Origin of the sequence: Deinococcus budaensis, from assembly GCF_014201885.1 — a bacterium.
Taxonomy (GTDB): domain Bacteria; phylum Deinococcota; class Deinococci; order Deinococcales; family Deinococcaceae; genus Deinococcus; species Deinococcus budaensis.
On sequence record NZ_JACHFN010000014.1, the window covers coordinates 42,657 to 66,689 of the forward strand.

32 protein-coding genes are annotated in these 24,033 nt (G+C 72.1%); 14 read left to right on the forward strand and 18 right to left on the reverse strand.

All coding sequences use genetic code 11. The features are described 5' to 3' along the window. Positions 1 to 7: 7 nt before the first annotated feature. Positions 8 to 742, forward strand: a complete 735-nt coding sequence (locus tag HNQ09_RS15195; RefSeq protein ID WP_184031029.1) for a metallophosphoesterase family protein — start codon at positions 8 to 10, stop codon at positions 740 to 742. 81 nt (positions 743 to 823) lie between these two features. Here HNQ09_RS15195 and HNQ09_RS15200 read toward each other — a convergent pair whose 3' ends face one another. Then, positions 824 to 1,627, reverse strand: a complete 804-nt coding sequence (locus tag HNQ09_RS15200) for a VC0807 family protein (RefSeq protein WP_184031031.1) — start codon at positions 1,625 to 1,627, stop codon at positions 824 to 826. An 84-nt stretch (positions 1,628 to 1,711) separates the two neighbouring features. Further along, positions 1,712 to 3,130 (reverse strand): DR2241 family protein, encoded by a 1,419-nt coding sequence (locus HNQ09_RS15205; RefSeq protein WP_184031032.1) that lies wholly within the window; start codon positions 3,128 to 3,130, stop codon positions 1,712 to 1,714. 177 nt (positions 3,131 to 3,307) lie between these two features. Here HNQ09_RS15205 and HNQ09_RS15210 point away from each other — a divergent pair, with 177 nt between their 5' ends. The 3 genes from HNQ09_RS15210 to HNQ09_RS15220 all read left to right on the forward strand — a co-directional run bounded on the left by HNQ09_RS15210 (position 3,308) and on the right by HNQ09_RS15220 (position 6,522). Continuing rightward, positions 3,308 to 3,733 (forward strand): EF-hand domain-containing protein, encoded by a 426-nt coding sequence (locus tag HNQ09_RS15210; RefSeq protein ID WP_184031034.1) that lies wholly within the window; start codon positions 3,308 to 3,310, stop codon positions 3,731 to 3,733. 175 nt (positions 3,734 to 3,908) lie between these two features. Further along, positions 3,909 to 4,994 carry a M20/M25/M40 family metallo-hydrolase gene (locus tag HNQ09_RS15215; RefSeq protein WP_184031037.1) on the forward strand — a complete coding sequence of 362 codons (1,086 nt, stop codon included), beginning with the start codon at positions 3,909 to 3,911 and terminating at the stop codon, positions 4,992 to 4,994. Positions 4,995 to 5,118: 124 nt separating this feature from the next. Beyond that, positions 5,119 to 6,522, forward strand: a complete 1,404-nt coding sequence (locus HNQ09_RS15220) for a S41 family peptidase (protein ID WP_184031040.1) — start codon at positions 5,119 to 5,121, stop codon at positions 6,520 to 6,522. Between the two features lie 98 nt (positions 6,523 to 6,620). Here HNQ09_RS15220 and HNQ09_RS15225 read toward each other — a convergent pair whose 3' ends face one another. After that, positions 6,621 to 7,019, reverse strand: a complete 399-nt coding sequence (locus tag HNQ09_RS15225) for a hypothetical protein (RefSeq protein WP_184031043.1) — start codon at positions 7,017 to 7,019, stop codon at positions 6,621 to 6,623. Between the two features lie 264 nt (positions 7,020 to 7,283). Between HNQ09_RS15225 and HNQ09_RS15230 the strand changes: the two genes are divergently transcribed. Next, entirely contained in the window at positions 7,284 to 7,814 is a 531-nt protein-coding gene (locus HNQ09_RS15230) for a DUF4142 domain-containing protein (protein WP_184031045.1), read from the forward strand. Positions 7,815 to 8,044: 230 nt separating this feature from the next. Here HNQ09_RS15230 and HNQ09_RS15235 read toward each other — a convergent pair whose 3' ends face one another. After that, a complete protein-coding gene (locus HNQ09_RS15235) occupies positions 8,045 to 9,256 on the reverse strand; it encodes an MFS transporter (RefSeq protein WP_184031049.1) in 1,212 nt (403 codons plus the stop codon). Between the two features lie 71 nt (positions 9,257 to 9,327). On the opposite strand from HNQ09_RS15235, the gene HNQ09_RS15240 reads away from it, so the two are divergent. Beyond that, positions 9,328 to 10,227, forward strand: a complete 900-nt coding sequence (locus HNQ09_RS15240; protein WP_184031052.1) for an MBL fold metallo-hydrolase — start codon at positions 9,328 to 9,330, stop codon at positions 10,225 to 10,227. A gap of 29 nt (positions 10,228 to 10,256) precedes the next feature. Here the strand turns inward: HNQ09_RS15240 and HNQ09_RS15245 are convergent, their stop codons facing one another. Then, the gene (locus HNQ09_RS15245; protein ID WP_184031055.1) at positions 10,257 to 10,715 is read right to left on the reverse strand and encodes a DUF6328 family protein; all 459 of its coding nucleotides are present in this window, start codon (positions 10,713 to 10,715) and stop codon (positions 10,257 to 10,259) included. Positions 10,716 to 10,802: 87 nt separating this feature from the next. Between HNQ09_RS15245 and HNQ09_RS15250 the strand changes: the two genes are divergently transcribed. Then, complete coding sequence (locus HNQ09_RS15250; protein WP_184031058.1) at positions 10,803 to 11,438, forward strand: Dps family protein; 636 nt, start codon at positions 10,803 to 10,805, stop codon at positions 11,436 to 11,438. A 69-nt stretch (positions 11,439 to 11,507) separates the two neighbouring features. Further along, a complete protein-coding gene (locus HNQ09_RS15255) occupies positions 11,508 to 12,002 on the forward strand; it encodes a DUF4385 domain-containing protein (RefSeq protein ID WP_184031061.1) in 495 nt (164 codons plus the stop codon). 138 nt (positions 12,003 to 12,140) lie between these two features. Here the strand turns inward: HNQ09_RS15255 and HNQ09_RS15260 are convergent, their stop codons facing one another. Both HNQ09_RS15260 and HNQ09_RS15265 read right to left on the reverse strand, forming a co-directional pair. Continuing rightward, positions 12,141 to 12,635, reverse strand: a complete 495-nt coding sequence (locus HNQ09_RS15260; RefSeq protein WP_184031064.1) for a hypothetical protein — start codon at positions 12,633 to 12,635, stop codon at positions 12,141 to 12,143. A gap of 272 nt (positions 12,636 to 12,907) precedes the next feature. Further along, the gene (locus HNQ09_RS15265; RefSeq protein ID WP_184031067.1) at positions 12,908 to 13,516 is read right to left on the reverse strand and encodes an NTP transferase domain-containing protein; all 609 of its coding nucleotides are present in this window, start codon (positions 13,514 to 13,516) and stop codon (positions 12,908 to 12,910) included. 198 nt (positions 13,517 to 13,714) lie between these two features. Between HNQ09_RS15265 and HNQ09_RS15270 the strand changes: the two genes are divergently transcribed. The 3 genes from HNQ09_RS15270 (at position 13,715) to coaD (ending at position 15,280) form a co-directional block, all read left to right on the forward strand. Further along, positions 13,715 to 14,152 (forward strand): superoxide dismutase, encoded by a 438-nt coding sequence (locus HNQ09_RS15270; protein WP_184031070.1) that lies wholly within the window; start codon positions 13,715 to 13,717, stop codon positions 14,150 to 14,152. A gap of 73 nt (positions 14,153 to 14,225) precedes the next feature. Then, on the forward strand, positions 14,226 to 14,777 hold the full coding sequence (locus HNQ09_RS15275; RefSeq protein ID WP_184031073.1) for an RsmD family RNA methyltransferase: 552 nt from the start codon (positions 14,226 to 14,228) through the stop codon (positions 14,775 to 14,777). Continuing rightward, complete coding sequence (coaD, locus tag HNQ09_RS15280) at positions 14,774 to 15,280, forward strand: pantetheine-phosphate adenylyltransferase (RefSeq protein WP_184031076.1); 507 nt, start codon at positions 14,774 to 14,776, stop codon at positions 15,278 to 15,280. The genes HNQ09_RS15275 and coaD overlap by 4 nt, the downstream gene beginning before the upstream one ends. A 76-nt stretch (positions 15,281 to 15,356) precedes the next feature. On the opposite strand, the gene metK is transcribed toward coaD, so the two are convergent. From metK to HNQ09_RS15295, 3 genes are all read right to left on the reverse strand, one after another. Continuing rightward, positions 15,357 to 16,583, reverse strand: coding sequence for a methionine adenosyltransferase (metK, locus tag HNQ09_RS15285; protein ID WP_184031078.1), 1,227 nt, complete (start codon positions 16,581 to 16,583; stop codon positions 15,357 to 15,359). Between the two features lie 188 nt (positions 16,584 to 16,771). After that, a complete protein-coding gene (locus HNQ09_RS15290) occupies positions 16,772 to 17,314 on the reverse strand; it encodes a DUF3809 family protein (RefSeq protein ID WP_184031082.1) in 543 nt (180 codons plus the stop codon). Beyond that, on the reverse strand, positions 17,302 to 17,550 hold the full coding sequence (locus HNQ09_RS15295; protein ID WP_184031085.1) for a DUF3248 domain-containing protein: 249 nt from the start codon (positions 17,548 to 17,550) through the stop codon (positions 17,302 to 17,304). Before HNQ09_RS15295 ends, HNQ09_RS15290 begins: the two co-directional genes overlap by 13 nt. A 45-nt stretch (positions 17,551 to 17,595) precedes the next feature. On the opposite strand from HNQ09_RS15295, the gene HNQ09_RS15300 reads away from it, so the two are divergent. Continuing rightward, on the forward strand, positions 17,596 to 17,934 hold the full coding sequence (locus HNQ09_RS15300) for a hypothetical protein (RefSeq protein WP_184031086.1): 339 nt from the start codon (positions 17,596 to 17,598) through the stop codon (positions 17,932 to 17,934). Here the strand turns inward: HNQ09_RS15300 and HNQ09_RS15305 are convergent. After that, positions 17,868 to 18,101 carry a hypothetical protein gene (locus tag HNQ09_RS15305; RefSeq protein ID WP_184031089.1) on the reverse strand — a complete coding sequence of 78 codons (234 nt, stop codon included), beginning with the start codon at positions 18,099 to 18,101 and terminating at the stop codon, positions 17,868 to 17,870. The two genes, HNQ09_RS15300 and HNQ09_RS15305, sit on opposite strands and share 67 nt — an antisense overlap. A gap of 30 nt (positions 18,102 to 18,131) precedes the next feature. After that, entirely contained in the window at positions 18,132 to 19,040 is a 909-nt protein-coding gene (gene rocF / locus HNQ09_RS15310; protein WP_184031091.1) for an arginase, read from the reverse strand. A gap of 250 nt (positions 19,041 to 19,290) precedes the next feature. Between rocF and HNQ09_RS15315 the strand changes: the two genes are divergently transcribed. Together HNQ09_RS15315 and HNQ09_RS15320 are read left to right on the forward strand one after the other, a co-directional pair. Beyond that, the gene (locus tag HNQ09_RS15315; RefSeq protein ID WP_184031187.1) at positions 19,291 to 19,884 is read left to right on the forward strand and encodes a metallophosphoesterase; all 594 of its coding nucleotides are present in this window, start codon (positions 19,291 to 19,293) and stop codon (positions 19,882 to 19,884) included. A 307-nt stretch (positions 19,885 to 20,191) separates the two neighbouring features. Then, positions 20,192 to 20,677: a pyrophosphohydrolase domain-containing protein gene (locus HNQ09_RS15320; protein WP_184031094.1), complete on the forward strand. Its 486-nt coding sequence runs from the start codon at positions 20,192 to 20,194 to the stop codon at positions 20,675 to 20,677. Positions 20,678 to 20,683: 6 nt separating this feature from the next. Here HNQ09_RS15320 and HNQ09_RS15325 read toward each other — a convergent pair whose 3' ends face one another. Genes HNQ09_RS15325 through HNQ09_RS15350 form a run of 6 tightly spaced genes read right to left on the reverse strand, consistent with a single transcriptional unit; the run spans position 20,684 to position 24,008 of the window. Beyond that, the gene (locus HNQ09_RS15325) at positions 20,684 to 21,232 is read right to left on the reverse strand and encodes a single-stranded DNA-binding protein (RefSeq protein ID WP_184031096.1); all 549 of its coding nucleotides are present in this window, start codon (positions 21,230 to 21,232) and stop codon (positions 20,684 to 20,686) included. Positions 21,233 to 21,285: 53 nt separating this feature from the next. Next, complete coding sequence (locus HNQ09_RS15330) at positions 21,286 to 21,783, reverse strand: MarR family winged helix-turn-helix transcriptional regulator (RefSeq protein ID WP_184031099.1); 498 nt, start codon at positions 21,781 to 21,783, stop codon at positions 21,286 to 21,288. After that, a complete protein-coding gene (locus HNQ09_RS19210) occupies positions 21,780 to 22,250 on the reverse strand; it encodes a DMT family transporter (protein ID WP_184031101.1) in 471 nt (156 codons plus the stop codon). The genes HNQ09_RS15330 and HNQ09_RS19210 overlap by 4 nt, the downstream gene beginning before the upstream one ends. Then, positions 22,247 to 22,705: a DMT family transporter gene (locus HNQ09_RS15340; RefSeq protein WP_184031104.1), complete on the reverse strand. Its 459-nt coding sequence runs from the start codon at positions 22,703 to 22,705 to the stop codon at positions 22,247 to 22,249. The genes HNQ09_RS19210 and HNQ09_RS15340 overlap by 4 nt, the downstream gene beginning before the upstream one ends. A gap of 57 nt (positions 22,706 to 22,762) precedes the next feature. Next, positions 22,763 to 23,131, reverse strand: a complete 369-nt coding sequence (gene paaI / locus HNQ09_RS15345) for a hydroxyphenylacetyl-CoA thioesterase PaaI (RefSeq protein ID WP_184031107.1) — start codon at positions 23,129 to 23,131, stop codon at positions 22,763 to 22,765. Positions 23,132 to 23,174: 43 nt separating this feature from the next. After that, on the reverse strand, positions 23,175 to 24,008 hold the full coding sequence (locus tag HNQ09_RS15350; RefSeq protein ID WP_184031109.1) for a MerR family transcriptional regulator: 834 nt from the start codon (positions 24,006 to 24,008) through the stop codon (positions 23,175 to 23,177). Between the last annotated feature and the right edge of the window lie 25 nt (positions 24,009 to 24,033).

Genomic DNA, 24,033 nt, shown 5'->3' on the forward strand with positions numbered 1-24,033 from the left:
CGCGCATATGATCCGTCTCGCCGTCCTCTCGGACCTGCACGCCAACCTGGAGGCGACGCTGGCGGTCCACGCGGACATTCAGCGGCGCGGCATCACCGAGCTGTGGGTGCTGGGCGACCTGGTGGGCAAGGGGCCGCGCCCGCGCGAGGTCGTCGAGTGGACGCGCGAGCACGCCACCCGCGTCATCCAGGGCAACTGGGACGCCCGGGTCGCGGGGGCCACCAACCGCCCGCAGGACCTCTGGCCGCGCGCCCGGCTCACGCCCGATCAGCTCGCGTACCTCGCGGGATTGCCCTACGGCATCGAGGAGCAGTTTGGCGGCGCGTGGTGGCGCTTTGTCCACGCCTCCAGCAAGGGCCTCTTTCACCGCCTGTACCCGCACTCCAGCCTCGCCGAACAGCTCGACGCCTACCTGCCCAACCCGCAGTTCGCCCTTCGCCAGCATGCCGACGCGCTGGTCTACGCCGACGTGCACGAGACGCTGATGCTGGACGTGGAGGGCCGCCCCCTGATCAACACCGGCTCGGTGGGCAATCCGCTCGACAGCACCCTGCCCAGCTACCTGATCCTGGAGTTCGACCCGAACAGCCCCGCCCACAGCGCCACCTTCGTGCGGCTGACCTACAACCGCGACGCGGAGATCACGGCCGCCGAGGCCAGCGGGATGCCCTTTACCCGCGAGTACATCGCGGAACTGCTGACCGGGGCGTACCAGAAGCGGCGGGCCAGAACCGGGGAGTAGGGAGGGGGGTGTGGGAAAAGCAGGACCCCGCACGCGGCGGGGCTGGCTTCTCCACAAGTTCTCCACGCGGCGCGCCGCCCACTACGCGCCGATCTCCCCGCGTTCGCGCATCTTCTCGGCCAGCTTGGAGGGTTCCAGCAGGCTGGCTTCTGCGCCGTAGCGGCGTTTCACCGCGCGCTGAACCAGGTAGATCGCCAGGGCCACGCCCAGCAGGCTGATCACCAGGCCCGGCACGCGCATGATGGCGTTCACCTCGGCCACCTGGGCGTTGAAGGCGTCGCTGCCGAACTTCGCGGTCACCCGGGCGTAGTTCACGGCGCTGTTCACCACGCCGCCGATCAGGTCCACCACCGCGAAGGTGACGGTGCCCGCGACCAGCCCCCGGTGGACGGCAGGGTCGCGCATGGCCTGCTGGGTGGCCGCGCGGTCCTGCGCCTTTTCCCCGATGCTGGCCGCGTCCAGAAAGACCCGGAACAGCGGCACCCGCGTGCCCGCGCTGATCAGGAAAAAGAGGCCCACCAGATACGACCGCGCGCTGTCTTTGACCGCGTACCAGAAGCCGTCCACGTACCAGAAGGCCAGCGCCCCCGAGAAGATCGCCCCTGCCCCGCCGATGAGGGCCACCGGGCTGACGTTGCGGTTCACGAAAAGGTCGGTCAGCACGTAGGCGACCGGAATCAGGGCCGCCAGCAGGTAGGCCCGGATATTTCCAGTGGTGCCGCCGCCGAACACGTTCTCCGAGAAGCTGAAGCCGCTGGTCAGGAGGTTGGGACTCAGGATCAGGATCGGGATCACCAGGGTGAACACCAGATCCCAGACGGTCTTGGGCACGCCCCCCTGGGAGCGGGCGGGTGCGGCGGGACGCGGCGTTTGCGGGGCGGTCATGGGGGGCATTGTCTCACCCGGCGGTGAGGAGGAGGCGGGGCGCAGACGCAGGGGACTTGCCCGCTTCCCGCGCCCTGCCTTCCCTCAGTGGTCGTGCGAGTGCCCCCCCGCCCCCCCGCGCTTGCCGCTGACCTCCTCGCGCATCTCGGCCACGAAGTAGGTGCAGGCTTCCGGGCAGGGAATGGCGCCGGGGACGCCCGCAAAGAAGGTGCAGCCCAGCTTTTCTCCCGCCCACAGCCGGGTCTTGAGGCAGCGGCTGCACACGTCCCTGGCGACCTCCTCGACCTGCTCGGGGGTGGCGCGGGTCACGCGGGCATAGATGCCGGTCTGGCGCCGGGCGGTGGTGGGCCAGGGGGTCGCGCGCAGGCTGTGGGTGTGGTGCGCGTACCCCTCCTCGACCACGGCGGGGTAGAGGTTGTGCATGGCGCGCGGCAGGTCCTCTTCCGACACGACCGCCCGCCAGCCGCGCGGCAGGGTGCGGAAGGTGTGGACCGGGCGGTGGTGCCCGCCCTCGTCGAAGCGCGCGAGGTCGCGCAGGCCCTCGGGGGTCACCACGGTGGTGAGGTCGGGCGCGGGGCGGCCCTCGTCGAGCGCGTGGCGCAGCTCGAACATCCCGGCCTGCGGAAAGACCAGCGCCTCGCCCACCCGGGTGCCCCGGCGGGCCAGCTCCAGAAAGGCGGCCCAGGCCTGGGCGTGCCCGCGGTCCTCGTCGCCGCCGTGGGGAGAAGCCCCGCGCGCCTCCTCGGCGAGGTGCAGCACCACGTCCGCGACCGCCGCGTGGGTGCCCACCGGCTTGGCGTAGTACACCGTCTGCGGGCCGCCCGGATTCCCGGGAAACTCGGTCACGTCGCCCGTCAGGCCCATGTCCTCGGGAATCGTCTCCAGGGTGTGCCAGCCTTCCGAGGCGAAAAAGGGCACGACGACCACGCGCGGGGCCGTCACGACCTGCGGCCAGGTGCCCACCTTGGGGTCCTCGTCCAGAAAGAGGGCCTCGACCTGGGCAAACTGGCCCGAGGCGCGCAGGCGCTCGGCGTTCTGGTAGATCACCCGGTTGGAGTTCTCGTTGCGGGTGGTGCCGTGGCCCAGCACGATCAAGGCGGTGTCGGCGGGGTTCAGGTCCGGCAGGGCTTCGCGGGCGCGCGCCAGGATCACGTCGCTCATGCCCGGATGCACCCCGTAGGGCAGGGTGTAGCGCACCGTCTTGCCGCCCAGCACGCGGGCGACGCCCTCCGGCGCCACCGGCCCCTGGTGGCCCAGCCCCAGCTCACGCGGAATCACCGTCTCGGTGAAGTAGCCTTCCGAGATGAACATCGGAATCACCGTCACGTCGGTGCTGCGGGTGGTTTTCAGCACCTGGCGCAGCGAGGGTTCTTCCTTCCAGTAGCCCTCCACCACCTCGTCGTACAGGCCGCGCCCACGAATCAGTTCCGCGTAACGGTAGACCGCGCCCGCCGACTCGCCGTTGAGGTGGGAGCCGTGACCGATGAGCACCAGAGAACGCATATGGCGCGCACTCTAGCAGCGCGCCTGGCGCGCGAATGTCCCTCCGGCTCAACTTCGGAGTGGTCCCCCGGCGGCCCCGGGCCATGAACCCCCCTACAGTGTGCCCTCACGCACGCTGCGGGCCAGCTGTCTAGGGTGGGGGAGCATTCGGCAGTTCCTTTTCCCAGGAGGTAAGACATGTTTTTCCAGCAACGTGACCGCCACGAGCAGATGGCCCGCCTCGACCCCCGCGACACCAACATGGACGGCACCGTCAGCCCGCAGGAGGCCGCCGCCTACATCCAGGACTACCTGCAAAACGCCTCGCCCGAGGAGCGCCAGCAGATCATGCGCGAGTACTTCTCGCAGATGTCCCCGCAGGAGCGCCAGCAGATGGGCGAGGCGATTGTCCGCAGCCCCGCCAACCCGGTCCAGAACGTCCGCTACGACGACGACAACGACCTGCTGGACGCCTATACCCGCACCGCGCAGGCGCCCATGCAAGACGGCCGCAGCCCGCTGGAAGCCGCCTTCTCGCAGGGCGGCGCCCTGAGCAACCCGATGGTCAAGGCGGGCCTGGTGGGCCTGGCCGCGATGATCGGCTCCAAGATGCTGCGCCGCTGAGGCCCCTCTGCGACCCTGCGCCCCCGGCTTCGCGGCCTGGGGCGCGTTGTTCGTGGGGCGGCTCCGGGCGCGGGGAGGGGCAGGGGGAGGGTGGGGCGGGGGCGCCGCCCCTAAGCGCTGGGTGAAGGCCGGGCAGGCGTCCGGCGTCCCTCCGGTCCCGCTAGAATCGCCCGCAATGCCCCTCTCGTACCTCACGCGCATCGCGCAGACGCCTGCTCCCACCTTCGACGAGGGAGAGCGCGCGGCGTTGATGGCGGCGCTGTGGGAGGAGCTGGGCTACGTCACCGAGCGCGACGAGGTCGGCAACGTGCTGACCCGCCTGACCCCGCCCGGCACCGAGGGGCGCCCCGCGCTGCTGCTCGCGGCGCATCTCGACACCGTGTTCGCGCGCGGCACCGACGTGACGGTGCGCGAGGAACGCGGGCGGCTGGTCGGCCCCGGCGTGGGCGACAACAGCGCCAGCCTCGCGGTGCTCACGGCCCTGCTGCGCGACCTGCGCGGAGAAACGGGCCTGCTGCGCCGTCCGCTGTGGGTCGCCGCCAACGTGGCCGAAGAAGGCCTGGGCGATCTGCGCGGGGCCAAGCACCTGCTGGCCCGCCACCGCGCGGAGCTGGGCGCCTTTGTCGCGGTGGACGGGTACCTGGGCGTGGCAGTCACCCGGGCGGTGGGCGTGCGGCGGTACCGGGCCAGCTTCCTGGGACCCGGCGGGCACTCCTGGGGGGACCAGGCCCCCAGCGCCCTGCACGCCCTGGGGGTGGCGGTGGCCTCGCTGTATGCGCTGCACCGCCCGGCCACGCCGCGCACCACCCTGAACGTGGGACTGGCCTCGGGCGGGACCAGCGTGAACTCCATCGCGGGCAGCGCCGAACTGCTGCTCGACCTGCGCTCGCTCGATCCGGGCCTGCTGGCCGACCTCGACCAGCGGGCGCAGGCTGCCCTGCACGCCGCCGCCCGCGAGGTGGGGGTCAGCCTGCGGCTGGAGCGCGTCGGGGACCGTCCCGGCGGGGACCTGAGGTCGGGCGCCCTGCTGGACCTCGCCCGCGAGGCCGCCCGCGAGGGCCGCACCGACCTGCGGCTGGCCTCCAGCAGCACCGACGCCAACGCCGCCGCGCCGCACGGCCTCCCCGCCATCGCCCTGGGGGTCTACCGGGGCGGCCACGCCCACCGCGAGGACGAGTGGGTGCAGGCCAGCAGCCTCGGCCCTGGCCTGAGGTTCTTGCACCGGGTCGTCGAGCTGTACCAGCGCCGCCCGGTGGCGTAGCCGGGCCGAGCTGCGGGCGGTGCCCGGCTGGAAATTGTGCCCGCCAGTACGGGTTTTTGGTAACCGGGTCGGGGTTTATAGCCCACCATTCTCCCATCTGCCCGGAGCAGAATGGGGGGTACCCATGAACGTGACCCCGCGCCGGACCCCGGCCTCTGGCCTGTCGGTGTTTCTCGTTGCCGCCTCTTTGCTGGGGTCGGGCCTGCTGGGGTCCGGAACGCTGGCCCAGTCGGTGTCCTCGCCGTTTCAAGCGCCGCTCGCCCCGCCCTCAGCCGCCCCGGCTTCGCCCGCCCAGCAGGCCTTCGATCAGGTCAACCGCCTGCTGCAAGGCGAGTACGGCGGCCTGTCCACCGTGGACCGCGCGGCGCTGGCCCGCGAGTACCAGGCGCGGCTCGACGCGGTCTGCGCGCCTGCGCCCACAACCTGTCCGGAAGCCCGCGCGTACCCGGTGATCGAGGCCGAGTTGACGGCGCTGGGCGACGAGCACAGCTTCTTTCAGACGCCCGAGGACTTCGCGGAGTTCGTGGCGAGCGCCACCGGCGGCAACCGGCGGCAGTTCGGCGTGAAGCTCGCCCCGCTCGACGGCCAGAACCGGGTGGTGCTGGAGGTCGTGCCCCAGAGCGCCGCCGAGGAGGCGGGCCTGACGCGCGGCGACGTGCTGCTGACCCTCGACGGTCAGCCCTACACCTACGAGGCCCTGCGCGCGGCGCGGCTGGCGGGCCGGGCGATCACCCTGGGCGTGCAGCGCGCCGGACAGCCCGCCGCGCCGCCGCTGACGGTCACCCTCACCTCGCGCGACAGCAGCACCCGTGACCTGCCGCGCCTGAGTTTCACCGGGGCGCCCGCGCCGGGAGCAGCGGTGGCCGCCCCGGCCCCGGCAGGCAACGTGGCCGTGCTGCGCATCCCGACCTTCCTGTCGGGCGGCGGCATCGCCCAGCGGGTCCACGAGCTGGTGGCCGAAGCCCGGCTGCGCGGCGCCCAGGGCCTCATCGTGGACCTGCGCGGCAACACGGGCGGCAGCCTGGCCGAGTGCGACAGCTCGGTCAGCGCCTTTGTTCCCAGCTTCACGCGGGTGGCGCGCAGCGCGGAGGGCAACTCGCGCACGCTGGTGAGCCGCGGCTCGCGCCTGGAAGACGGCCGCAGCGTGGGCAGCGTCCGCAATCCGCAGCTGTGGACCGGGCCGCTGGCCGTGCTGGTGGACAAGGGCAGCGCCTCGTGCAGCGAGTTTTTTGCCTACGAGGTGCAGTACGCGCGGCGCGGCCCGGTGATTGGAGAGAGCACGGCGGGCGTGGGCAACACCGCCACCCGCATCTTTCCGGTGGGGGACGCCGCCCTGCAACTCACCATCCTGAACTACATCAAGCCCGACGGCCAGCCTTACCCCGAGCGCGTCCAGCCTGACCAGCAGCGCGACCAGACCGAAGAAGACCTGCGCTCGCTCACGCGCGGCCAGGACACCCTGCTGGCTCTGGGCGTGCAGGCCCTGGTCACCGCCCCCACGATCACCCAGGACCGCGCCCGGCCCTGAGCGCAGGTGGGAATTAGGCGGCGGGGACACGGAGGGGAAGCCTTCCCGGTGTCCCCGCCGCCCGTTCATCAGGGCGAGTCTGGCGGCGCCCGGCGGGGCTACACCCGCCGCGAGGCCCGGCGCCGCCCCGTCAGCCAGCCCAGCGCCAGCCCCAGCAGCGCGGGCAGGGTAAACAGCAGCAAGAAGCCCAGCGCGTCGCTGTCACCGATCATGCCGCCCAAGGGGCGCCCCAGCGCGGCGTTCAGGGGGCTGCCCAGCCACGCCAGGGCGGTCCAGAACCAGCCGTCCAGACCGCGCGCCTCGGCGGTGTTCTCCAGCCAGCGCACGCCCAGCAGGCCCAGCGTTTGCAGCGCCAGCGCGGGCAGCAAGATCAGCACGGCGCGCGGTCCCCGTTCGGCGCGCCCCGCCAGGAAGCCCAGCGCCAGCGGCCCCAGCAGCGGCACCCAGCCGATCAGCACCGCGACCAGCAGCAGCATCAGGACATTGATCCAGAGCATGGGGCGAGTTTACGCCCCCGGCGGACCACCCCCATCCGGCTGGCGGTGGGGACGCCAGCATCCGGCCTGCCCCGGGGCCAGCGGGGCTGAAGAGGCCTTGAGCCTTTTCGCAGGTGGCCCTGAGAAACGGCTCACGCGGCCTTGAGGGGTCTGCCACAGGCCCGGGCCACCCGCGGCTCAGACTGAGGCCTGACGGGGGCGGGGTCGCCGGGCCGAGCCGCCCGGAAGTGACGTCCGTGCCGTGCCCCGCTGGAGGAATCCCCTATGCCCAGACGCTCTGCCCTGATCCTGCTGCCCCTCGCCCTCGGTTCCTGCACCCTGATGGCCCCCAACGCCGGAACGGCCGACGGCCTCTTCCTGCAAGCGGCGACCGGCAGCAACCTCTTCGAGATCCAGTCGTCGCAACTCGCGCTGAGCAAGTCGAACACGGCGGCGATCCGCGCTTTCGCCCAGCAGATGATCACCGACCACACCACGGCCCAGAACCAGGTGAATACCCTGGCCGCCGCGCGCAACGTGCCGCTGCCCAAGGTGCTCCCCCCCGAGCTGCAACTCAAGATCACCACCCTGAACACCCTCAGCGGCGCGGCCTTCGACGCCGCCTACGCCCGCGAGCAGGTGCTGGGCCACCAGCTCAGCATCAGCCTGCACCAGAACCAGCAGACGGCAGGCCGCGACCCGGCGGTGGTCGCCTACGCCGCCGAGAAACTGCCGGTCATCACGGGGCACCTCCAGCAGGCCCAGGCGCTTCTCACGGCCACCCCCGCCGCTCCTGCCACACCCAGCGCCCCGTAATCTCCAATCCACACAACACGCCCCACGGCCAGCGAAAGGACGTGGGGCGTGTCATGTGGTCGGGCCGCAGGGATGGCTGCCCTGCGAACTTCGCCCTTCCCCACGGCTCTACCGCACCGCGAGACGGTGGGCGCAACCGGAGCGCACCAGGATCAAGCGTTGCGGCCCAAGGCCGTGTCCCCTGCGCCGCTCCTCTGCCAAACGCAGCGTTCCTCCCCAGCGCCCTCCCCTCACCCCTGCGCCGCCTCCCGCGTCGGCACCTCCCGCAGCGCCCAGCGCAGCCCCAGCGCCGTGAGCAGCCCCACCGCCATCAGGCTCAGCCAGGGCAGCAGCGGCAGCCCGATCCGCGCGCCCGCGTCAATCAGCAGGCCGCCGACCACGTTGCCCACCGCGCCCCCCAATCCCAGGCTGATCGCGGAGAACCCGAAATAGCTGCCCGTCAGCCCCGGCGGGGCCAGCCGCGCGGTGAGCGTCTGCTGGGTGGGGTAGACCAGCATGGTGCCCAGGCTGTAAAGCGCCACGCAGGCGAGCAGTTGCCCGAAGGTCGCGGCAAAGCCCATCAGGCCCAGGCTGAGGGCGACTGTCAGCACCGCCGCCACCAGCGCGACCCGCGTCCGCACCCGCCGCTCGACGAACCTGAGCAGCGGGTATTGCAGCACGACCGCCAGCCCCGCCGACAGGCCGTACAGCGGCCCCGTGGCTCCCGGCCCGGCCAGCGCCACCGCCTTGAGGGTGACCGCCACGTTGAGCTGGGTGCTGAGCAGGAAGTAGCCCACCAGCACCAGTGTGAAGCGCCGGAAACGGCGGTCCAGGGCGGCTGTCTTCAGGCCGTCCAGCCCGCCTCCGGTCACGGCGGCGGGGCGAAAATGCGGCAGGGTCGCGGCCAGCACCGCGCAGGCCAGCAGGTACACGCTGCCCGCCGCCAGCGCCGCCGTGCGGAAGCCCAGCCCCAGCAGCGCGGCCCCGATGAGTGGCCCGGTGACCATGCCGAGGTTGCCCGAGATGCTGGTCAGGCTGAACATGCGGGTGCGGTGCTCCGGCGCCGTGACGGCCGTGATCGCCGCGTTCTTGGGCGCGTCGAAGAGGCCGCCGCCTATCCCCGCCAGCAGCGCCGCCGCCAGCAAGACCGGCAGCGTCTCGGCAAAGCCCATCCAGGCGAAGCCCAGCGTGCGAATCAGGCAGCCGGCCAGGATCAGCGGCTTGGGGCCGATGCGGTCGGCCCAGGCCCCGCCGAACACCGTCAGCCCCTGCTGGGTGAGCTGCCGCAGCCCCAGCACCAGCCCCACGCTGGCGGCCGCCCAGCCCAGCTCGTCGACGAAATGCACCGTGACCAGCGGGATCACCGCAAAAAACCCGCCCCACATCAAAAAGTTCGCCGCGATCAAGCCCAGCTGCGCGCCCGACAGGCGAAAGGGGGGAGCGGTGGGGGCGGGCGCAGTCACGGGGGAGAGGCTACACCCCCAGGCACCCGGAGACCCCGGGGCCACCCGGCAGGACCGGGTACGCTGCGGCCATGGCGCCCCAGCTTCTGCCCCTCGCCCCCCGCGTGCAATACCTGCCCGGCGCCGTCAACAGCCTGGTGCTGGAAGACGGCCAGGGCGGCGCGCTGCTGGTGGACACCGGCCTGGACGATAGCCACGCGCGCGGGTTACTGCGGGCGCTCGCGGCCGCCGGGCTGACCCCCACGGCGATCCTGAACACCCACAGCCACGCCGACCACCACGGCGGCAACGCCTTTATCCTGGGCCGCTTTCCGGGGCTGGAGGTTTTCGCGCCCTCCCTGGAAGCCGCGATCATCCGGCATCCGGTCCTCGAACCGCTCTCGCTGTGGGGCGCCTGGCCGCCGCCCGGGTTGCAGAGCAAGTTTCTCCTCGCCCCGGCCAGCCCGGCCCAGCCGGTGGAGACCGGGGCGGTGCGGCTGGGCGGCGTGGAGGTCGAATTGCTGGACGTGCCCGGCCACGCCGCCGAGATGGTCGCCGTGCGCGCCGGAGACGTGCTGTACGCCGCCGACGCCCTCTTCGGCCCGGCGGCGCTCGTCAAGCATCCGCTGACCTTTTGCGCCGACTCGGGCCACCAGAAGGCGTCAGCGGCCCGGCTGGGCACCCTCTCCGGGGTGCGGGTGGTCCTGCCCGGCCACGGCGACCCCACCCCTGACCTGTCCGGGCTGGTCGCCGCCAACCTCGCCGCCTACGCCCGCACCACCCAGGCGGTGCTGGAGGCGGTGGCGGAGGGCGCGGCGAGCGTGGACGACCTGCTCGCCCGCGTCTGCCTGCGCCTGGGCGTGACCATGAGAGACCCCGGCGCGGTGGTCCTGAACCGCGCGGTGGTGAGCGCCCACCTGACCGAGCTGCTGGAGGCGGGCGCCGTGGAGTGGGCGGTGGAGGCGGGCCGCTTGACCTTCCGGCCCGCCTGAGGCGGGGGGCTGGAGCGGGCCGGGCAGCGTCAGGACTTCGGCCCGCCGTAGGCCCGGCGCTCGTGGCGCAGCGGCACCAGCCACCACACCCACAGCAGCAGCAGGGCCAGCCCGCCCGGCATGATCCAGGCCAGCGGGCCGGGCACGACCTGGGCCGCGACCAGCCGCGTCGCCAGCACCAGCGCCAGCGTCATGAACACGGCGCCCGCCCGGACCAGCCGGGTCGCGGTGCCCTTGAACTCCTCGGGGTGACGCATCGGGCGGCGCAGGTAATGGTGCAGGGCGGGCGCGCTGAGCAGCACCAGGCTGAGCAGCGAGCACAGGAAAGTCGCCGTGTAGACCCAGCGCTCCGGGGCCGCCACGTCGCGGAAACTGGCGTTGAAGGGCAGAATGATCAGGAAGCTGGTCAGCACCTGCGCGCCCTGAAGCAAGATCCGCAGCTCAGCCAGCAGATCGGCCAGCGTGTCGGTGTCGGGCACCTGGGTCATGGGAGAGACCAGCATACGGCCCGGGCCGCCGCAAGCGTGAAGAAACCCCGTATGGGAGCGCTCCGGGAGGCGTCGTAGCGTGAGGCCATGACCAAGAAGACCGCCGCGACCCCCCGAGCCAGCCGTGCCAAGGTCGGCGCGTCCACTCCGGCCGAGCAGGCGAACGGGACCCCGGGCGTGCCTGCCCAGGGCGAGGCCAAGGCCGACGCCGCGCACCTCGACACCGTGCACAACCGCCTGGTCGACCACGGCTACCTCTCCGAAGAAGAGTTCGGCACTGTCAGCGAGGCCTTGCAGCGCAACCTCGCCACCACCATCAGCCTGTACCTGAAGTTCAAGAAGTACCATTGGGACATCCGGGGCCGCTTCTTCCGCGACCTGCACCTCGCCTACGACGAGTTTATCGACGAGTTTTTCCCGTCTATCGACGAGCAGGCCGAGCGGCTGGTCGCGCTGGGCGGCAGTCCCGTCGCCGCGCCTGCCGACCTGGCGCGTTTCAGCGCCGTGGCGGTCCCCACCGAGACCGTCCGCGACGCCCGCAGCCAGGTGGCCGACTTGGTGGGCGACCTGACCCGCGTCAGCAAGAGCTACCGCGACGACGCGCAGACAGTGGACGAGGCCAACGACCCCGTCACCGCTGACCTGTTCACCGGCTACGCGGCCACCCTGGACAAGATTCGCTGGATGCTCCAAGCGATGATGGACGACGACCGCATGAACTGACGCACCGGCGGCGCAGCGGAGAAGCCGAGAGACCACCGGGCCGCCCCGGTGGTTTTCTGATGGAGGCCCATGAGCAAGAAGTTCGACTATTCCCTCGATTACGCCCAGCTCGACCTGCGCGCGCACCCCGAACTGTACCGGGTGGGGGTGGGCGAGCAGGGGGTCTTGCTGGTGCAGCCGTACAAGGCCGAGCTGCTGCCGCACTGGCGCTTTGCCACGCCGGAGGCGGCCCGCGCCAGCAGCGAGCGAATCTACGCGATGTTCCTGGAGTATCTGCGCGCCGGGGACTTCGTGGGGGCCGACATGGCGCGCAAGTTTCTCCAGATGGGCTTTACCCGCTCCCGGCGCTATGCCAACCACCGGGGCGGCAAGAAGTACGGCGGCCCGGTGCCCGCCGACAAGAAGGGTCAGAGCGGTGCCCACGGCCGCGCCGAGCTGCCCCGCACCCCGGAAGACCCTGTCAAGGCCGAGTCGGCCCGCATCTTCAAGGCCCGCTGGGACCAGGCCGAGGCCAACGAGGACTACGCCCGCCTTAAGCGCGAACATAAAGCGCGGTACGGGTAACCTGGTGTCCGAGAGGGAAAAAATCGCCCTGCATCTCTTGACGCCAGACGCATACGGCGCTATCTTCAAGAAATCAAGGCGGCCCACGGGTCGCCTTTTTGCGTGTCCGGCCCAGGCAGGGTGCGGGCCGCCGGGGGGTCAGCGGTCCGCGAACCGCTCGGCGTAGAGGCCCGCCAGAAAGATCGTCTGGTAGGTGGCGTTCATGGTGTCGAGCACCTTGCCGCTGTATTCGAAGGCCCACTCGCCCGCACGGGTCTGCCACCAGACCCCCAGCAGCACGGCGTGGTCTTCGAGCTGCATGGAGACGCTGGTCTCGAACCCCGGCGCCCGGGCTTGCAGCACCATGCCGTCCAGAAACTGGAGCGAGCGCGGCATGCTGTGGATGCTGACCGCGTACAGGTGGCCGACCTGGTCGCCCTGGCGCCGCTTCAATTCTCCGAGGTCCACCTGAAACTCGCGGGACTTGGAAAAGACGTCGGGCGAACCGGGCAGATGGGTGATCTCAAAGGCGCTGCGGTTGGGAAAATCAATCAGGCCGCTGGGCGCCACATGGACGACTTGCAACTCGGCGTGGACCACCCAGAGGGCCGCCGCGTGGACGGCGAGGTAAAGGGTGGGGCGTTCTTCGGTCATGCGTCTCCTCGGGGACAGGCACGGATGCAACCCCGGCCCACAGGGTACGCAACGGTTGACCCTCCGGGGCCTCACGCTTCAGGTTTTCCCAGGTCCGTCAACCTGGCCTTGAGACGGACCTCACGGCAGCGTGCCATGAACTTTTCCCCCGTGCCGTGCGGCCAAACCCGGGTGCGCCAATGCCGGACCAGACTGCCGGGCGTGTCCGGCAGCCCCACAACGTCGCCCCGCATCAGGTGAGGCCCCATGAAGGGCGCGCTCTTTTGGTTGCATCACCGCCCAGGAGGGCGGTCCCCCCCGAGCACCAGCGCCGCGAGGTCGTCAGCCGTGTTCACGTTCTGCAAGGCGCCCGGACTCACCGTCTCGATCACGGCGTGCGGCACGGTCCGCGTTGCGCCGGGCGGCGCGGCGGCGCGCAGGCGGCGTTCGCCCGCGTCGAGCTGCGCCGTGACGGCGGGCCGCAGCGACGTGTGGTACAGGGCCGCCAGCGGCTGCGGCCGGTGCTGGGCGTCCAGCGCCTGCACCGCGCGCACGTCGGGGCCACGTTCCTGCGCGAGCGCCCGCCAGTACGCGGGCGTCAGGCGCGGCATATCCACCCCGGCAAAAGCCACCCAGACCGGGCCTGCCTGGGCCTGTGCCGCCGCCAGCGCCGCTTCCAGCGCGGCGAGCGGTCCCTGGCCGGGGCGCGTGTCGGGCAGCTCGCGCCAGCCGGGCAGATCGTAGCGGCCCGGCGGCACCACCAGCAGCCGCAGCCCCACCCCCTCCAGGCTCGCGGCCACGTGGGCCAGCAGGGTCCGGCCCTCCAGCAGCGCCCCGGCCTTGTCGCGGCCAAAGCGGCTTGAGCGCCCGCCCGCCGTGATCGCCCCGACCAGGTCCTGCACGGATCAGCGCCCCGGCGCCGGGGCTGCGGCCGGGGCTGTGCTGCGCGGCGGCGCTGGCCGGGTGCCCGGTCTCTGGCCTGCGCCCTGGGTCTTCATGGTTTACCTATATTGCACGCTGACCGACACTGCCGCGCCGGGCCGTGCGGGCACACTGCTCTTGTTCACATTTCAGCTCAGCCGTGACCAGGAGGTATACCCATGAACCGACTCCTCGTGTTCGCCCTTCCTCTGCTGCTGGGGTCCTGCACCCTGATGACGGCAGGCAGCCCCTACACGCTGGGCAAGCAGCCGGCCGCCGGGGAGCTGAACCCCAGCGGCACCGTCAGCGTGCAGCGCTCGGCCTACATGGTGATGACCGAGGCCCGCGCCAGCGGTCTGCGGCCCAACCAGGCCTACGTCGCGCACTACCACCTCCAGGGCACGGCGGGCGCGCCGCCCTGCGAGAGCGGCGGCCCGCCCATCATGAGCAGCAAGATCGTGGCCACGACCGACGCCAACGGCGTGCTCACCATGTCGGGCCGGGTGCCCAGCGGCGACGTGCTGGCGGCGACCTACTTCAACATCCACACCGCTGCCGACGCCGAGGGCACCCCGGCGGACCCCGGCGTGGCCTGCACGGCGGTGCGGTTGCAGTAACGCCGCCCCCCTTCCCCGCCCGCGCGCCCCTGCCCCTGCCGGTGGGGGCGCCAATCTGGGTTAGCCTGCGCGCGTGAGTCTGCGAATCCTGGGCGGCAGCGCGAGAGGCCGCGCCCTGAAAGTTCCTGAGAGCGCCCGGCCCAGCGGCGTCCGTCTCCGCAAGAGCCTCTTTGACCTGCTGGCGGCGCGCAAACCCTCGGGCAGCTTCCTCGACCTGCACGGCGGCAGCGGCGCGGTGGGCCTGGAGGCCGCCAGCCGGGGCTACGCGGTCACCCTGATCGAGCTGGACCCCCGCGCGGTCCGGGCGCTGGAGGACAACGCCCGGCAGCTGGAGTTGCGGGTGCGGGTGCTGCGCGGCGACGCCGAAGCGCTGCTGCCGGGGCTGGGCGCCTTCGACGTGGTGTTCAGCGACCCGCCCTACGTGCAGGACATTCCGCGCCTGGCGAAGAAGCTGCTGGCCTCCGCTGTCCTGGCCCCGGGCGGCCTGCTGGTCTGCCAGCATCCTGACCGCACGGGGCTGCCGGAGGCGCCCGGCTTCGTGCGCGAGGAGCGGCGCTACGGCAGCAATACCCTCACGCTCTACGTGCGCGCCGAAGCGGGCGACCCGGCAGGCGGCCCCGCATGAACGCCGTCTTTCCCGGTTCCTTCGACCCCATCACCAGCGGCCACATGGACGTGTTGACGCGGGCGTCGCGCATCTTCGATCAGGTCACCGTGACGGTCATGCACAACGCCCGCAAGCAGGGCAAGCACCTCTTTACCCTGGAAGAGCGCCTGGCGATCTTGCACGAGGCGACCGCGCATTTCGGCAACGTCAGCGTGGACACCTTCGGCGGGCTGCTGGTGGACTACATGGCCCGGCAGCAAAAAGGCATCATCGTGCGCGGCCTGCGGGCGGTCTCCGACTACGAGTACGAACTCCAGATCGCGCACCTCAACCGCCAGATCGGGGAGGTCGAGACGGTCTTCATCATGGCCGCGACCCGCTGGAGCTTCGTCAGCTCCACCATGGTCCGCGAGATCGCCAGCTACGGGGGCGACATCTCCGAGATGGTGCCCCGCGCCTCGGCGGCGGCCCTGCGGCGCAAGTTCGCGGAGGTGTACGCGGAGCGGGAAGCGGGCGCCTAGCTAGCCGCGAGCCGTGAGAAAAGGCGCGAGGCCGGGGGCGCAGGGTCCGCCCTCCCGGCCTCGCCGCTGACGCCCTTCAGACCGGCTGTTTCAGCTCCTCGGCGGCCGTGCGCAGCGCCCCGGCGCGGTCGGTGGCCTCCCAGGGCAGCCCCTCACGCCCGAAGTGGCCGTAGGCGGCGGTCTGCGCGTAGATCGGGCGCAGCAGGTCGAGCTGCGCGATGATCGCTTGGGGGCGGGCGTCGAAGTGGCGTGCGACCAGTCCAGCCAGCACCTCGTCGCTGACCGTGCCGGTGCCGTAGGTGTCCACCCGCAGGCTGACTGGATGCGCCCGCCCGATGGCGTAGGCGACCTCGACCAGCGCCCGCCGCGCCAGCCCCGCCGCGACCACGTTCTTGGCGATGTAGCGCGCGTAGTAGGCCGCCGAGCGGTCCACCTTGGTGGGGTCCTTGCCCGAGAACGCGCCGCCGCCGTGCGGGACGGCTCCCCCGTAGGTGTCCACGATGATCTTGCGCCCGGTCAGGCCGGTGTCGCCGTGCGGGCCGCCGATCACGAACTTGCCGCTGGGGTTGATGAAGAACTTGGTCTCGTCGCTGAGCAGCTCCGCCGGGATCACCGCGCGGATCACGTGCGCGATCATGTCGGCGCGAATGCTCTCCTGGCCCACGTCCTCGCTGTGCTGGGTGCTGATGACGACCGTGTCCACCCGCGTCTCGCGCGCCTCGTGCGGTTCGCCGTCGCGGACGACCGTCACCTGCGCCTTGGCGTCGGGGCGCAGGTAGGGGAGGGTCCCGTTCTTGCGCAGCTCGGCCAGCCGCCGGGTGAGTTTGTGCGCCAGCGAGATGGGCAGCGGCATCAGCTCGGGCGTCTCGTCGGTCGCGTAGCCGAACATCAGGCCCTGGTCGCCCGCGCCGATCCGCGAGTGCTCATTCTCGGGGCGGGCGCGCTCCTCCTCGCTCATCTCCCGCCATTCCTCGGAAAAGTTCACGCCCCCGGCGATCTCGGGCGACTGCTCGTGCAGGGCGACGAGCACGGCGCTGTACTCGGCGTCGAAGCCGTAGTTGGCGCGGGTGTAGCCGACTTTCATCACGGCGTCACGCACGGTTTTTTGCACGTCCACGCGGGCCGTCTGGGCCGTCACCTCGCCCGCCACGACCGCCATGCCGGTGGTCAGCAGCGTCTCGACCGCGACCCGGCTGCCCGGTTCCTGGCGCAGAAACTCGTCCAGAATGGAGTCCGAGATGAAGTCGGCCAGCTTGTCCGGGTGGCCTTCCGATACCGATTCCGACGTGTAGAACTTCCGCATCCTCTGCTCCTTCGCGCGGGGGGGCGTCTCACAGAACAGCCTGGAGAGGGATGGCGCTGAGGTCCCCCGCGCGCGTGGCCTGCTCCACGGGGGGAGACGGGGCACCCCGGCAGCGTAACGCAAGGGCCGGGGCCAGGAAAAGGACGGCTGGCGACAGAGGGCCGCTTCCCCTGCTTCTGAGGGGGCGGCTACGGTGAGCGCTGCGCCTGACCTGGATCGGCCGCCATCGCCGCCGCGATCCCCGCCGGCAACTCCCCCGCCACCCGCTCCAGCGTCCGGGCCGCCGCCGCCCGCACCATCTTCTCGAAGGCCGCGCCGCCCCAGCCCTCAGCCTGCGGCAACCCCAGGTGCGCGCGAAAATGAAAGTGAAAGGTGGCGACCCCCGCCCCGTCCACCTGCGCCTGCCCGGCGACCTCCACCCAGGCCCGCTCGCCCGCCACCGGCTGCGGGAGAAGGGCCGCGCCCTGCGGCGTCTCCTCCAGGCGGCTCCGGAAGGGCAGGTCCACCTCGCCCAGCACCGGCACCGTGACCACCAGCTCGCCGCTGACCCCCCCCGGCCCGGCGCGCAGGTCGCGCAGAAACTGCACCCGCGCCAGCGCCCGGCCCGCGTCGCGCACAAAGGCCAGGGCCGCCGCCTGCCCGCCGGGGTGGGGGAGGGCAAAGCTCTGGGCGGCCTCGATCTGGAGGTCCGGGGCGCGGCCGGGGGGGTCGCCGGGGGTCAGTCCACCCACTCGATCACCACGCGGTTCTCGGCGACGGCGGCCTGCAACTCGGCGTCGTTCGCGCTGCGCAGCCGGGGCAGGTGCGCGAAGCGGGGGGTGGCCGAAGCGTAGCCCAGGCGCACGATCACCTCGTCGCTCACCTCGTCCTTGCCGATCCGCCACACCAGCTGGCCGCCCAGCGTTTCCAGGTGCCGGGTCAGGTCCGGGGGCAGCTCGCCGGAGGGGCCGGGGGCGGAGGCAGTCATGGGGGCCATTGTGGGGGAAGCGGGCGCGGGAGTACAACGGAGGGCATGACCCGCGAGAAGCTCTCCCCAGAGGACACGGCCTCCCTCTCCTGGCGGGCGCTGGAAACCCGGGTGGGCCTCGGCGCCCTGCCCGCCTTTCACCGGGCCTTTCTGACCTGGCGCGGCGTGGCGGGCACAGACGAAATGCCGCTGCGCCGGGTGGGCCAGCGCGTCGAGGCCGAACTCAACCGGCTGGTGCAGTCGGGCCAGGCCACCCGGGAGGGCGAGGACTGGGCGCTGGCGCCTGGAACGCTCGGCGGGTTCGAGGCGGCCCGTCCCTATCTGCCCCCCTCCGGCGCCTCGGCGGGCGAGGCCGGGGCCAGCGGCAGCTCGACCACCTCGTAAAGCCACTGGCCGTCGGTGGCGACCCGCGCCGCCTCGTCGGCCTCCTGCGCGCTGCCGAAGACCCGGCGCTCGCCCGCGTCGTCTTCCAGCCAGTGCGGTTCGTCCAGCAGAGCGTCCTGGCCCTGGGCATCTTTGTGAACGTACTGAAGGCGGACGGCGTGGGGCATGGCCCCCAGGCTACAAGACGGGGTGGGCCGCTACAGAATGCGCTGGCCCAGCAAGCTCGCCGCCATGCTGACCATGACCTCGGCGGTCTGGTTGCGGGTGTCGAGCACCGGGTTGACCTCCACGATGTCGAGGCTGGTGACCCGGCCCGACTCGGAAAGCAGTTCCATCAGCAGGTGGCCCTCGCGGTAGGTCAGGCCGCCGGGGACCGGGGTGCCCACGCCGGGGCAGACCGAGGGGTCCAGCGCGTCGGCGTCAAAGGACACGTGCAGCCGCTCCACGCCCGAGAGCCGCTCCAGCGCTTCTTCCGTGATGCGGGTGATGCCCAGCTGGTCCACGTCCTTCATGGTGTAGGCCTTGATGCCGGCTTCCCGCAGCAGCCCCCGCTCGGAGGCGTCCACGCTGCGGATGCCGACCATCACGATGTCCTCGGGGCGCAGGGTCCAGCCGCCGCCCAGGGCCGCCAGGCCGGGGTCGCCCAGGCCGGTGAGGTGCGCGACCGGCATCCCGTGAATATTGCCGCTGGGGCTGCTCTGGGGGGTGTTGTAGTCGCTGTGGGCGTCCACCCAGAGGAGTCCGGTGCGCGCGCCCCCGCCGCCCGCCGGTTGGCCGCGCCGCGCGTTGCCGCTCACGGTGCCCATGCTGACGCTGTGGTCGCCCCCCAGCGTGACCGGAAAGCTGCCTTGGGGCAGCGCCGCCAGCCGCTCGGCCGTGGCCCGGCAGGCGTCCAGAATGGGATCGAGAAAGACCAGCCCGCTCGCCGCGTGCTTGTCGAGGGTCTCGGGCAGCGCGACCGGCACGTCGCCCAGATCGGTGACGTGGTGCCCCAGGTCCCGCAGCGTCTGGGCCAGGTGGGCGTTTCGCAGGGCCGAGGCGCCCATATCCACGCCCCGGCGCCCGGCCCCCAGGTCCATCGGAATGCCCAGAATAGTCACGTTCATGGCCCCCAGCCTAGGGCCGCCGCCGCGCTATGCCTCAGCCTTGCAAGAATATGTGGCCGGCGGCGGCGGAACAGCGGCCAGGGCGCCCTGCCGGTGAATAGTCATAAGCAGTAGGTGGCCGCGTCGCGGGGGGTGAGGGCGGATTGGCCGGGAAGCGCCGCGCTAGACTCATCTCCCGCCCGTGACTGCTCTCCTGCCTGCCTCCCTGCCCCCCGCCGGATCGCCCCCCACCGGGTCGCCGCGCCGCGTGATGGTGGTGGCCGACTACGTGCATCCCTTCGTGTACCGCGAGGGCTTCGGGCAGCGGGCGCCTCCCGTGGACCTGGTGCTGGCGGCGGGCGACCTGCCAGGCTACTACCTGGAATTTCTGGCGAGTTCGCTGCCGGTGCCGGTCGTGTATGTCCACGGCAACCACGGCGACGAGACCGTCCACGAGGGCGAGACCCGGGTGCCGCCCCGGGGCGTGGTCGCCGCGCACGGCCGGGTGGTGACGGCCGCCGGGCTGCGCATCGCCGGGTGGGGCGGCGTGCCCCGCTACCGCCCGGGCGGCGAGGGCCAGTACAGCGCGGGGCAGGCCCGCCGGGGGCTGCGGTGGCTGGGCTGGCAGGCGCGGGGCGGCGTGGACATCCTGCTCACGCACGCGCCGCCGCTTGGTCCGCACAGCGGCAGCGACTACGCCCACCGGGGCTGCGAGGAAATCACCCGCTTCATGCGCCTGCGCCGCCCGCGCGTGGTCGTCCACGGCCACGTCCACGACTACGAGGGCCGCAAGCTGGCCTACCTCGACGAGGCCAGCGGGGCCAGGGTCGTCAACGCCTACGGCTACCACCTGCTCGAAGTGTAAGAAGGCACGGATTTTGCCGTTCAGTACGCCATTTTCCTTAAGGCCAGGTGGCCGACTGGCACATGAAGGCCCGCTGCGGGGGCGGCATACTGCGCCCTGGCTCAGACGCGGCGACCAGCGGCGCGGGGGAGCCGGAGGGAGACGCCCACCTCCCATCAAACGGGCGCGCGAGCGGGGCGGACGCAGGCCGACGGGGGGGTTCGACACCCTTCACCCGCACCATCAGGGAGGGGAGCCGAGTCAGGCTCCCTTCTTTCTTGGCCCTTTCTTGGCCCCGCGGACCGTGGGCTTGCCCTAGCATCGGGCGGTGTCCGACGCTGCCCAGACGAACGCCGCCCGCGTCACCGAGCTTCACCGCGCCTTTGGGGTGCCGGTGCCCGAGCGGCCCGCCGTGCCTGGCCCTGACCTGTTGGCCCTGCGCCGCACCCTGATCCACGAGGAGACGGCGGAGGTGGAGGCCGAATTCGCGGCCCTGGCGACCCGCCTGGGCGCGGGCGAGACGGTCCCGCCCGGCGACCTCGCGCCGCTGGCCCACGAACTCGCGGACCTGCTGTACGTGACCTACGGGGCGCTGACGACCCTGGGCATCGACGCCGACGCGGTCTTTGCCGAGGTCCACCGCGCCAACCTGAGCAAGCTCGGCGGCCCCAAACGCGCCGACGGCAAGTGGCTCAAGCCCGGGGGCTGGCAACCTGCCGACGTGCGGGGGGTGATTGAGGGGCAGGCAGTGGGGAGTCGCCCGGGGGAGGGAGGCCAGGGTGGTCCCGCAAACCCCCGGCCTCCTGACCCCTGACCGTTCTCAGAACGGCGTGTCTTCCTCGGCCACCGCGACCGGAGCGGGGCGGGCGGCGGGTTGGGGGCGGGTGGGGGCCGGACGGGCGGCGGGGGCGCCCGCCTGGGCTGCCGGACGGTTCCCGCCGGGCACCGCGTAGCGCTCCTGCCGCTTGCCGCCCCGGAAAATGGCGAGGGTCACGTACTCGAACTCGCCGTCGGCCTTCTCGCGCACGTGGTCGGGATCGGTGTTCTTGGCGCCGCGCGAGTACTTGACGGCGGCAGGCAGCTTCATCTTGCGGCTGTCCACCGCTTCCAGCTCGCGGCGGCGGTAGGCGTGGCCCCGGTGGATGACCAGGTCCTCGCCGTCGGGGCTGGTCCACTTCCTGGCGCCGATCAGGTTCCAGTCGAAATCGGCCTCGTTGTCGTGCGGGAACTGGTAGCCCCCGGCGGGCAGGTCGCCGCTGGTCCAGCCCAGCCGCCCGTACTGGCGCTGAACCTCGAGCAGCTTGTCGGCACTTTCCACGTCCACCGTGACGCGCGCCCCCAGATCGGTGATGAATTCGATATGCAGCATGCTGCCTCCTTACGTAAATAACATAACACAAGGGCGCCGGGCCTGCACGGCCCTCACGGCCCCTCCGCCGCCGGGGAAAGGCGGCCCAGCAGCTGCCGCAGCGTCCTCCGTTCGTCGGGCGTCAGCTGGCCCAGCAGGGCTTCCTCGTGCGCGACGTGGGCGAGGAGCAGTTCGTCCACCGCCGCTCGTCCTGCGGCGCTCAGGGCGGCGCGGACCGTTCTGCGGTCCCCGGGGTCCGGGTGTCTCGTCACCCACCCCCGGCGCTCCAGACCGTCCACCCGCTTGGTCACGGCGGGCGGGGTGACGGCCATCCGGTGCGCGAGGTCACCCAGGGTCAGGCCCTCCGGCGGAGCCGAGCGGCGCAGGGTCGCCAGCACGTCAAAGGCCGAGGGGGTCAGGTCGTACCCAGCGAAAAAGGCCTCCAGAGCGCCCTGAAGCAGCTGACTGGTCCGCTGCACGGCGATCACGGTGAGCATCGGTTCGGGATTCACGTCCGGACGAGCTGCCTGCCAGTCGCGTTCGATCCGCTCCAGCAGCTCGGCGGTCTTCATGCTTCCCCTTCCGGGCGCGCGGCCGCCCGGTGCCGGTCCCAGGCGAGCAGCGCGACCGCCCCGGCCAGCAGCCCCGCGCTGAGGGCCGCGCCGGGAGAGGGCGCCTGCCGCGCCTGACCCAGCCACCCCAGGGCCGGCAGGATCAGCGCGGCGAGCAGTTGCCCCAGGGTCGCGGCCACCGTGCCGACCCCGACCCCCAGCCGCGCGGCTCCCATCAGGCTGAGGGTCACGTAGGCGGCGCCCAGCAGGCCGCCCGTCAGCGTCCACCCGGGCGGCCACCCCGCAGGGCGCGTGCCGTCCACGCCCAGCAGCCACAGCCCGCCCAGCAGGCCCCCGCCCACCAGGAAGGTGACCAGGGTCGCCGCCAGCGGCGTGCCCAGCGCCCGCGCCAGGCGCACATTGAACGCGAGGCCCGCCGCCAGGCCCAGTCCGGCGCCCAGCGTGCCCAGCAGCAGCGCGAGATTCACGCCGCCTCCCACAGCCGCGCGCCCAGCGCGGCGAGCACCAGTGCCAGGGCCGCCGCCCGCGCCGGGTTCACCCGCCGCCGCTTCAGCCCCAGCGCACCCAGGTGATCGAGCAAGATCGCCGTGAGCACCTGCGCGGCGATCACGAGCGTGGTCGCCAGGGCCGTGCCCAGCCTCTGCGTGAGCACCACGCTGCCCACCACGTAGGCGCTGCCCACCACCCCACCCAGCCAGCTCCAGCGCGGAGCCTGCCGCCCGGCCGCCCAGTCGGGCCGCTGCCGCCCCAGCGCCAGCAGCAGGGCCAGCCCCAGCGCGCCCACCGCGTACGACACGGCCCCCGTGAGCGTGACCGAATGGAGCTGTCCCGCCAGCGCCCCATTGACGGCGAACTGAAGCGGCAGCAGCCCCCCGGCCAGAAGGGTGAGGCCCAGGGGCAGCCAGAAAGAGCGGATGGTCACGAGGCACCTCCTTGTTTTTCCAGTAAACACTTTACCGGCGAAATAAACAAGGCCAGGCTAGTCCCGGGTGGGTGCCCGCCGCGAGACGGTGCCCAGAAAGAGCGCCAGCACCTCTCCCTGCTCGCCCCGGCGAACCTCCACCCGGTAGGTTGCCAGGGTGCGGCCCACCCGCTCGGGGGTGGCGACGGCGACCAGTTCGTCTCCGGGGCGCGCCGCCCGGAAAAAGCTCAGGTGCGTCTCGACCGCCACCGCCTGGGCGCCAAGGTTGCTGATGACTGCAAAGGCCTCGTCCGCCAGCGAGAACAGCAGGCCGCCGTGCGCGGTGCCGTGCCTGTTCAGGCCGCCTTCCGTGACGGTCAGCGCGGCGCGGGTGAGGTGCGGCGCGGCCTCCAGCACCCGGATACCCAGGGTCTCGGCGTAGGTCATGGAAGCAGCGTAACGCCCCCGGCCAGGGGCGGGGGCCGGGGGCTTAGCGGCGCGGATCGAAGGGGCAGGCGACCTCGCCCGCCGGGTCGGCGGGACCCGCCGCGTCCCAGTCGTGGGGGTAGACCTCGCGGCACGCCAGGCCGTTGCGGGCGCCGTGGGCGCGGGCGTAGCGGTCCACCGCGTCGTAGGCGGTCATCAGCTCGTGGTACTCGAAGTCGGCCTTGCGGACGGTCACGAAGGCCTCGGTATGGGCGGGTTCCTCGCGGGCGGTGAAGTCGCCGCTGGGCTGCACCTGTCCCCGGTAGGGCACGCAGACCTCCACTGGGCCGTCCGAGTCGGCATTGACCTCGCCGTGGTAGATCACGACGGGCGGGCCAGCGGCCTCCGCTCCTTGTGCTTGCACCTCGGCGTGCAGGCGGTCCATCGAGGCCCCGATAAAGGCGCTGAGGTCCGGCAGGAACACCCGGCGCTGGGTGGTCAGGACCGTCTGGGCAGGGATGTCGCGGGTCTGGACTTCGTAACTCGTGGGCATGGGGTCTCCTCTGAGGGTGTGGATCAGATGCCGCGCGACGGCGGCCCGCTGAAGGTGAAGGGCCTGTGCCTCCCGCCAGTAGGCTTCCACCCGCCCGGCCCGCTCATGCGCGGGGGCGTCCAGCAAGGCGCGGATGTCGGCCAGCGGCATCTCGACCGTGCGCAGCAGGCCGATCAGGCGGGCCGTCTCGATCTGGTCGGGCGCGTAGAGGCGGTAGCCCGTGTCGGGGTCCACCCGGTCGGGGGGCAGCAGGCCGAGGTCGTCGTACAGCCGCAGCGCCTTGAGGCTCAGGCGTGAGGCGCGGGCAAAGGCGCCGATGGTGAGGGGGTCCTGGGTGTCGGTCATGCGGCCCTCCGGAGGTGAAGGCAGC

Excerpts from the sequence above, each read along its gene's own strand:
- HNQ09_RS15205 (WP_184031032.1), bottom strand. The coding sequence starts at position 3,130 with ATGCGTTCTCTGGTGCTCATCGGTCACGGCTCCCACCTCAACGGCGAG.
- HNQ09_RS15195 (WP_184031029.1), top strand. The coding sequence starts at position 8 with ATGATCCGTCTCGCCGTCCTCTCGGACCTGCACGCCAACCTGGAGGCG.
- HNQ09_RS15315 (WP_184031187.1), top strand. The coding sequence starts at position 19,291 with ATGGTGGTGGCCGACTACGTGCATCCCTTCGTGTACCGCGAGGGCTTC.
- HNQ09_RS15245 (WP_184031055.1), bottom strand. The coding sequence starts at position 10,715 with ATGACCCAGGTGCCCGACACCGACACGCTGGCCGATCTGCTGGCTGAG.
- HNQ09_RS15210 (WP_184031034.1), top strand. The coding sequence starts at position 3,308 with ATGTTTTTCCAGCAACGTGACCGCCACGAGCAGATGGCCCGCCTCGAC.
- HNQ09_RS15220 (WP_184031040.1), top strand. The coding sequence starts at position 5,119 with ATGAACGTGACCCCGCGCCGGACCCCGGCCTCTGGCCTGTCGGTGTTT.
- HNQ09_RS15240 (WP_184031052.1), top strand. The coding sequence starts at position 9,328 with ATGGCGCCCCAGCTTCTGCCCCTCGCCCCCCGCGTGCAATACCTGCCC.
- rocF (WP_184031091.1), bottom strand. The coding sequence starts at position 19,040 with ATGAACGTGACTATTCTGGGCATTCCGATGGACCTGGGGGCCGGGCGC.
- paaI (WP_184031107.1), bottom strand. The coding sequence starts at position 23,131 with ATGACCTACGCCGAGACCCTGGGTATCCGGGTGCTGGAGGCCGCGCCG.
- HNQ09_RS15225 (WP_184031043.1), bottom strand. The coding sequence starts at position 7,019 with ATGCTCTGGATCAATGTCCTGATGCTGCTGCTGGTCGCGGTGCTGATC.
- HNQ09_RS15330 (WP_184031099.1), bottom strand. The coding sequence starts at position 21,783 with ATGAAGACCGCCGAGCTGCTGGAGCGGATCGAACGCGACTGGCAGGCA.
- HNQ09_RS15325 (WP_184031096.1), bottom strand. The coding sequence starts at position 21,232 with ATGCTGCATATCGAATTCATCACCGATCTGGGGGCGCGCGTCACGGTG.
- HNQ09_RS15215 (WP_184031037.1), top strand. The coding sequence starts at position 3,909 with ATGCCCCTCTCGTACCTCACGCGCATCGCGCAGACGCCTGCTCCCACC.
- HNQ09_RS15255 (WP_184031061.1), top strand. The coding sequence starts at position 11,508 with ATGAGCAAGAAGTTCGACTATTCCCTCGATTACGCCCAGCTCGACCTG.
- HNQ09_RS15230 (WP_184031045.1), top strand. The coding sequence starts at position 7,284 with ATGCCCAGACGCTCTGCCCTGATCCTGCTGCCCCTCGCCCTCGGTTCC.
- HNQ09_RS15350 (WP_184031109.1), bottom strand. The coding sequence starts at position 24,008 with ATGACCGACACCCAGGACCCCCTCACCATCGGCGCCTTTGCCCGCGCC.
- metK (WP_184031078.1), bottom strand. The coding sequence starts at position 16,583 with ATGCGGAAGTTCTACACGTCGGAATCGGTATCGGAAGGCCACCCGGAC.
- HNQ09_RS15305 (WP_184031089.1), bottom strand. The coding sequence starts at position 18,101 with ATGCCCCACGCCGTCCGCCTTCAGTACGTTCACAAAGATGCCCAGGGC.
- HNQ09_RS15295 (WP_184031085.1), bottom strand. The coding sequence starts at position 17,550 with ATGACTGCCTCCGCCCCCGGCCCCTCCGGCGAGCTGCCCCCGGACCTG.
- HNQ09_RS15270 (WP_184031070.1), top strand. The coding sequence starts at position 13,715 with ATGAACCGACTCCTCGTGTTCGCCCTTCCTCTGCTGCTGGGGTCCTGC.
- HNQ09_RS15300 (WP_184031086.1), top strand. The coding sequence starts at position 17,596 with ATGACCCGCGAGAAGCTCTCCCCAGAGGACACGGCCTCCCTCTCCTGG.
- HNQ09_RS15260 (WP_184031064.1), bottom strand. The coding sequence starts at position 12,635 with ATGACCGAAGAACGCCCCACCCTTTACCTCGCCGTCCACGCGGCGGCC.
- HNQ09_RS15200 (WP_184031031.1), bottom strand. The coding sequence starts at position 1,627 with ATGACCGCCCCGCAAACGCCGCGTCCCGCCGCACCCGCCCGCTCCCAG.
- coaD (WP_184031076.1), top strand. The coding sequence starts at position 14,774 with ATGAACGCCGTCTTTCCCGGTTCCTTCGACCCCATCACCAGCGGCCAC.
- HNQ09_RS15250 (WP_184031058.1), top strand. The coding sequence starts at position 10,803 with ATGACCAAGAAGACCGCCGCGACCCCCCGAGCCAGCCGTGCCAAGGTC.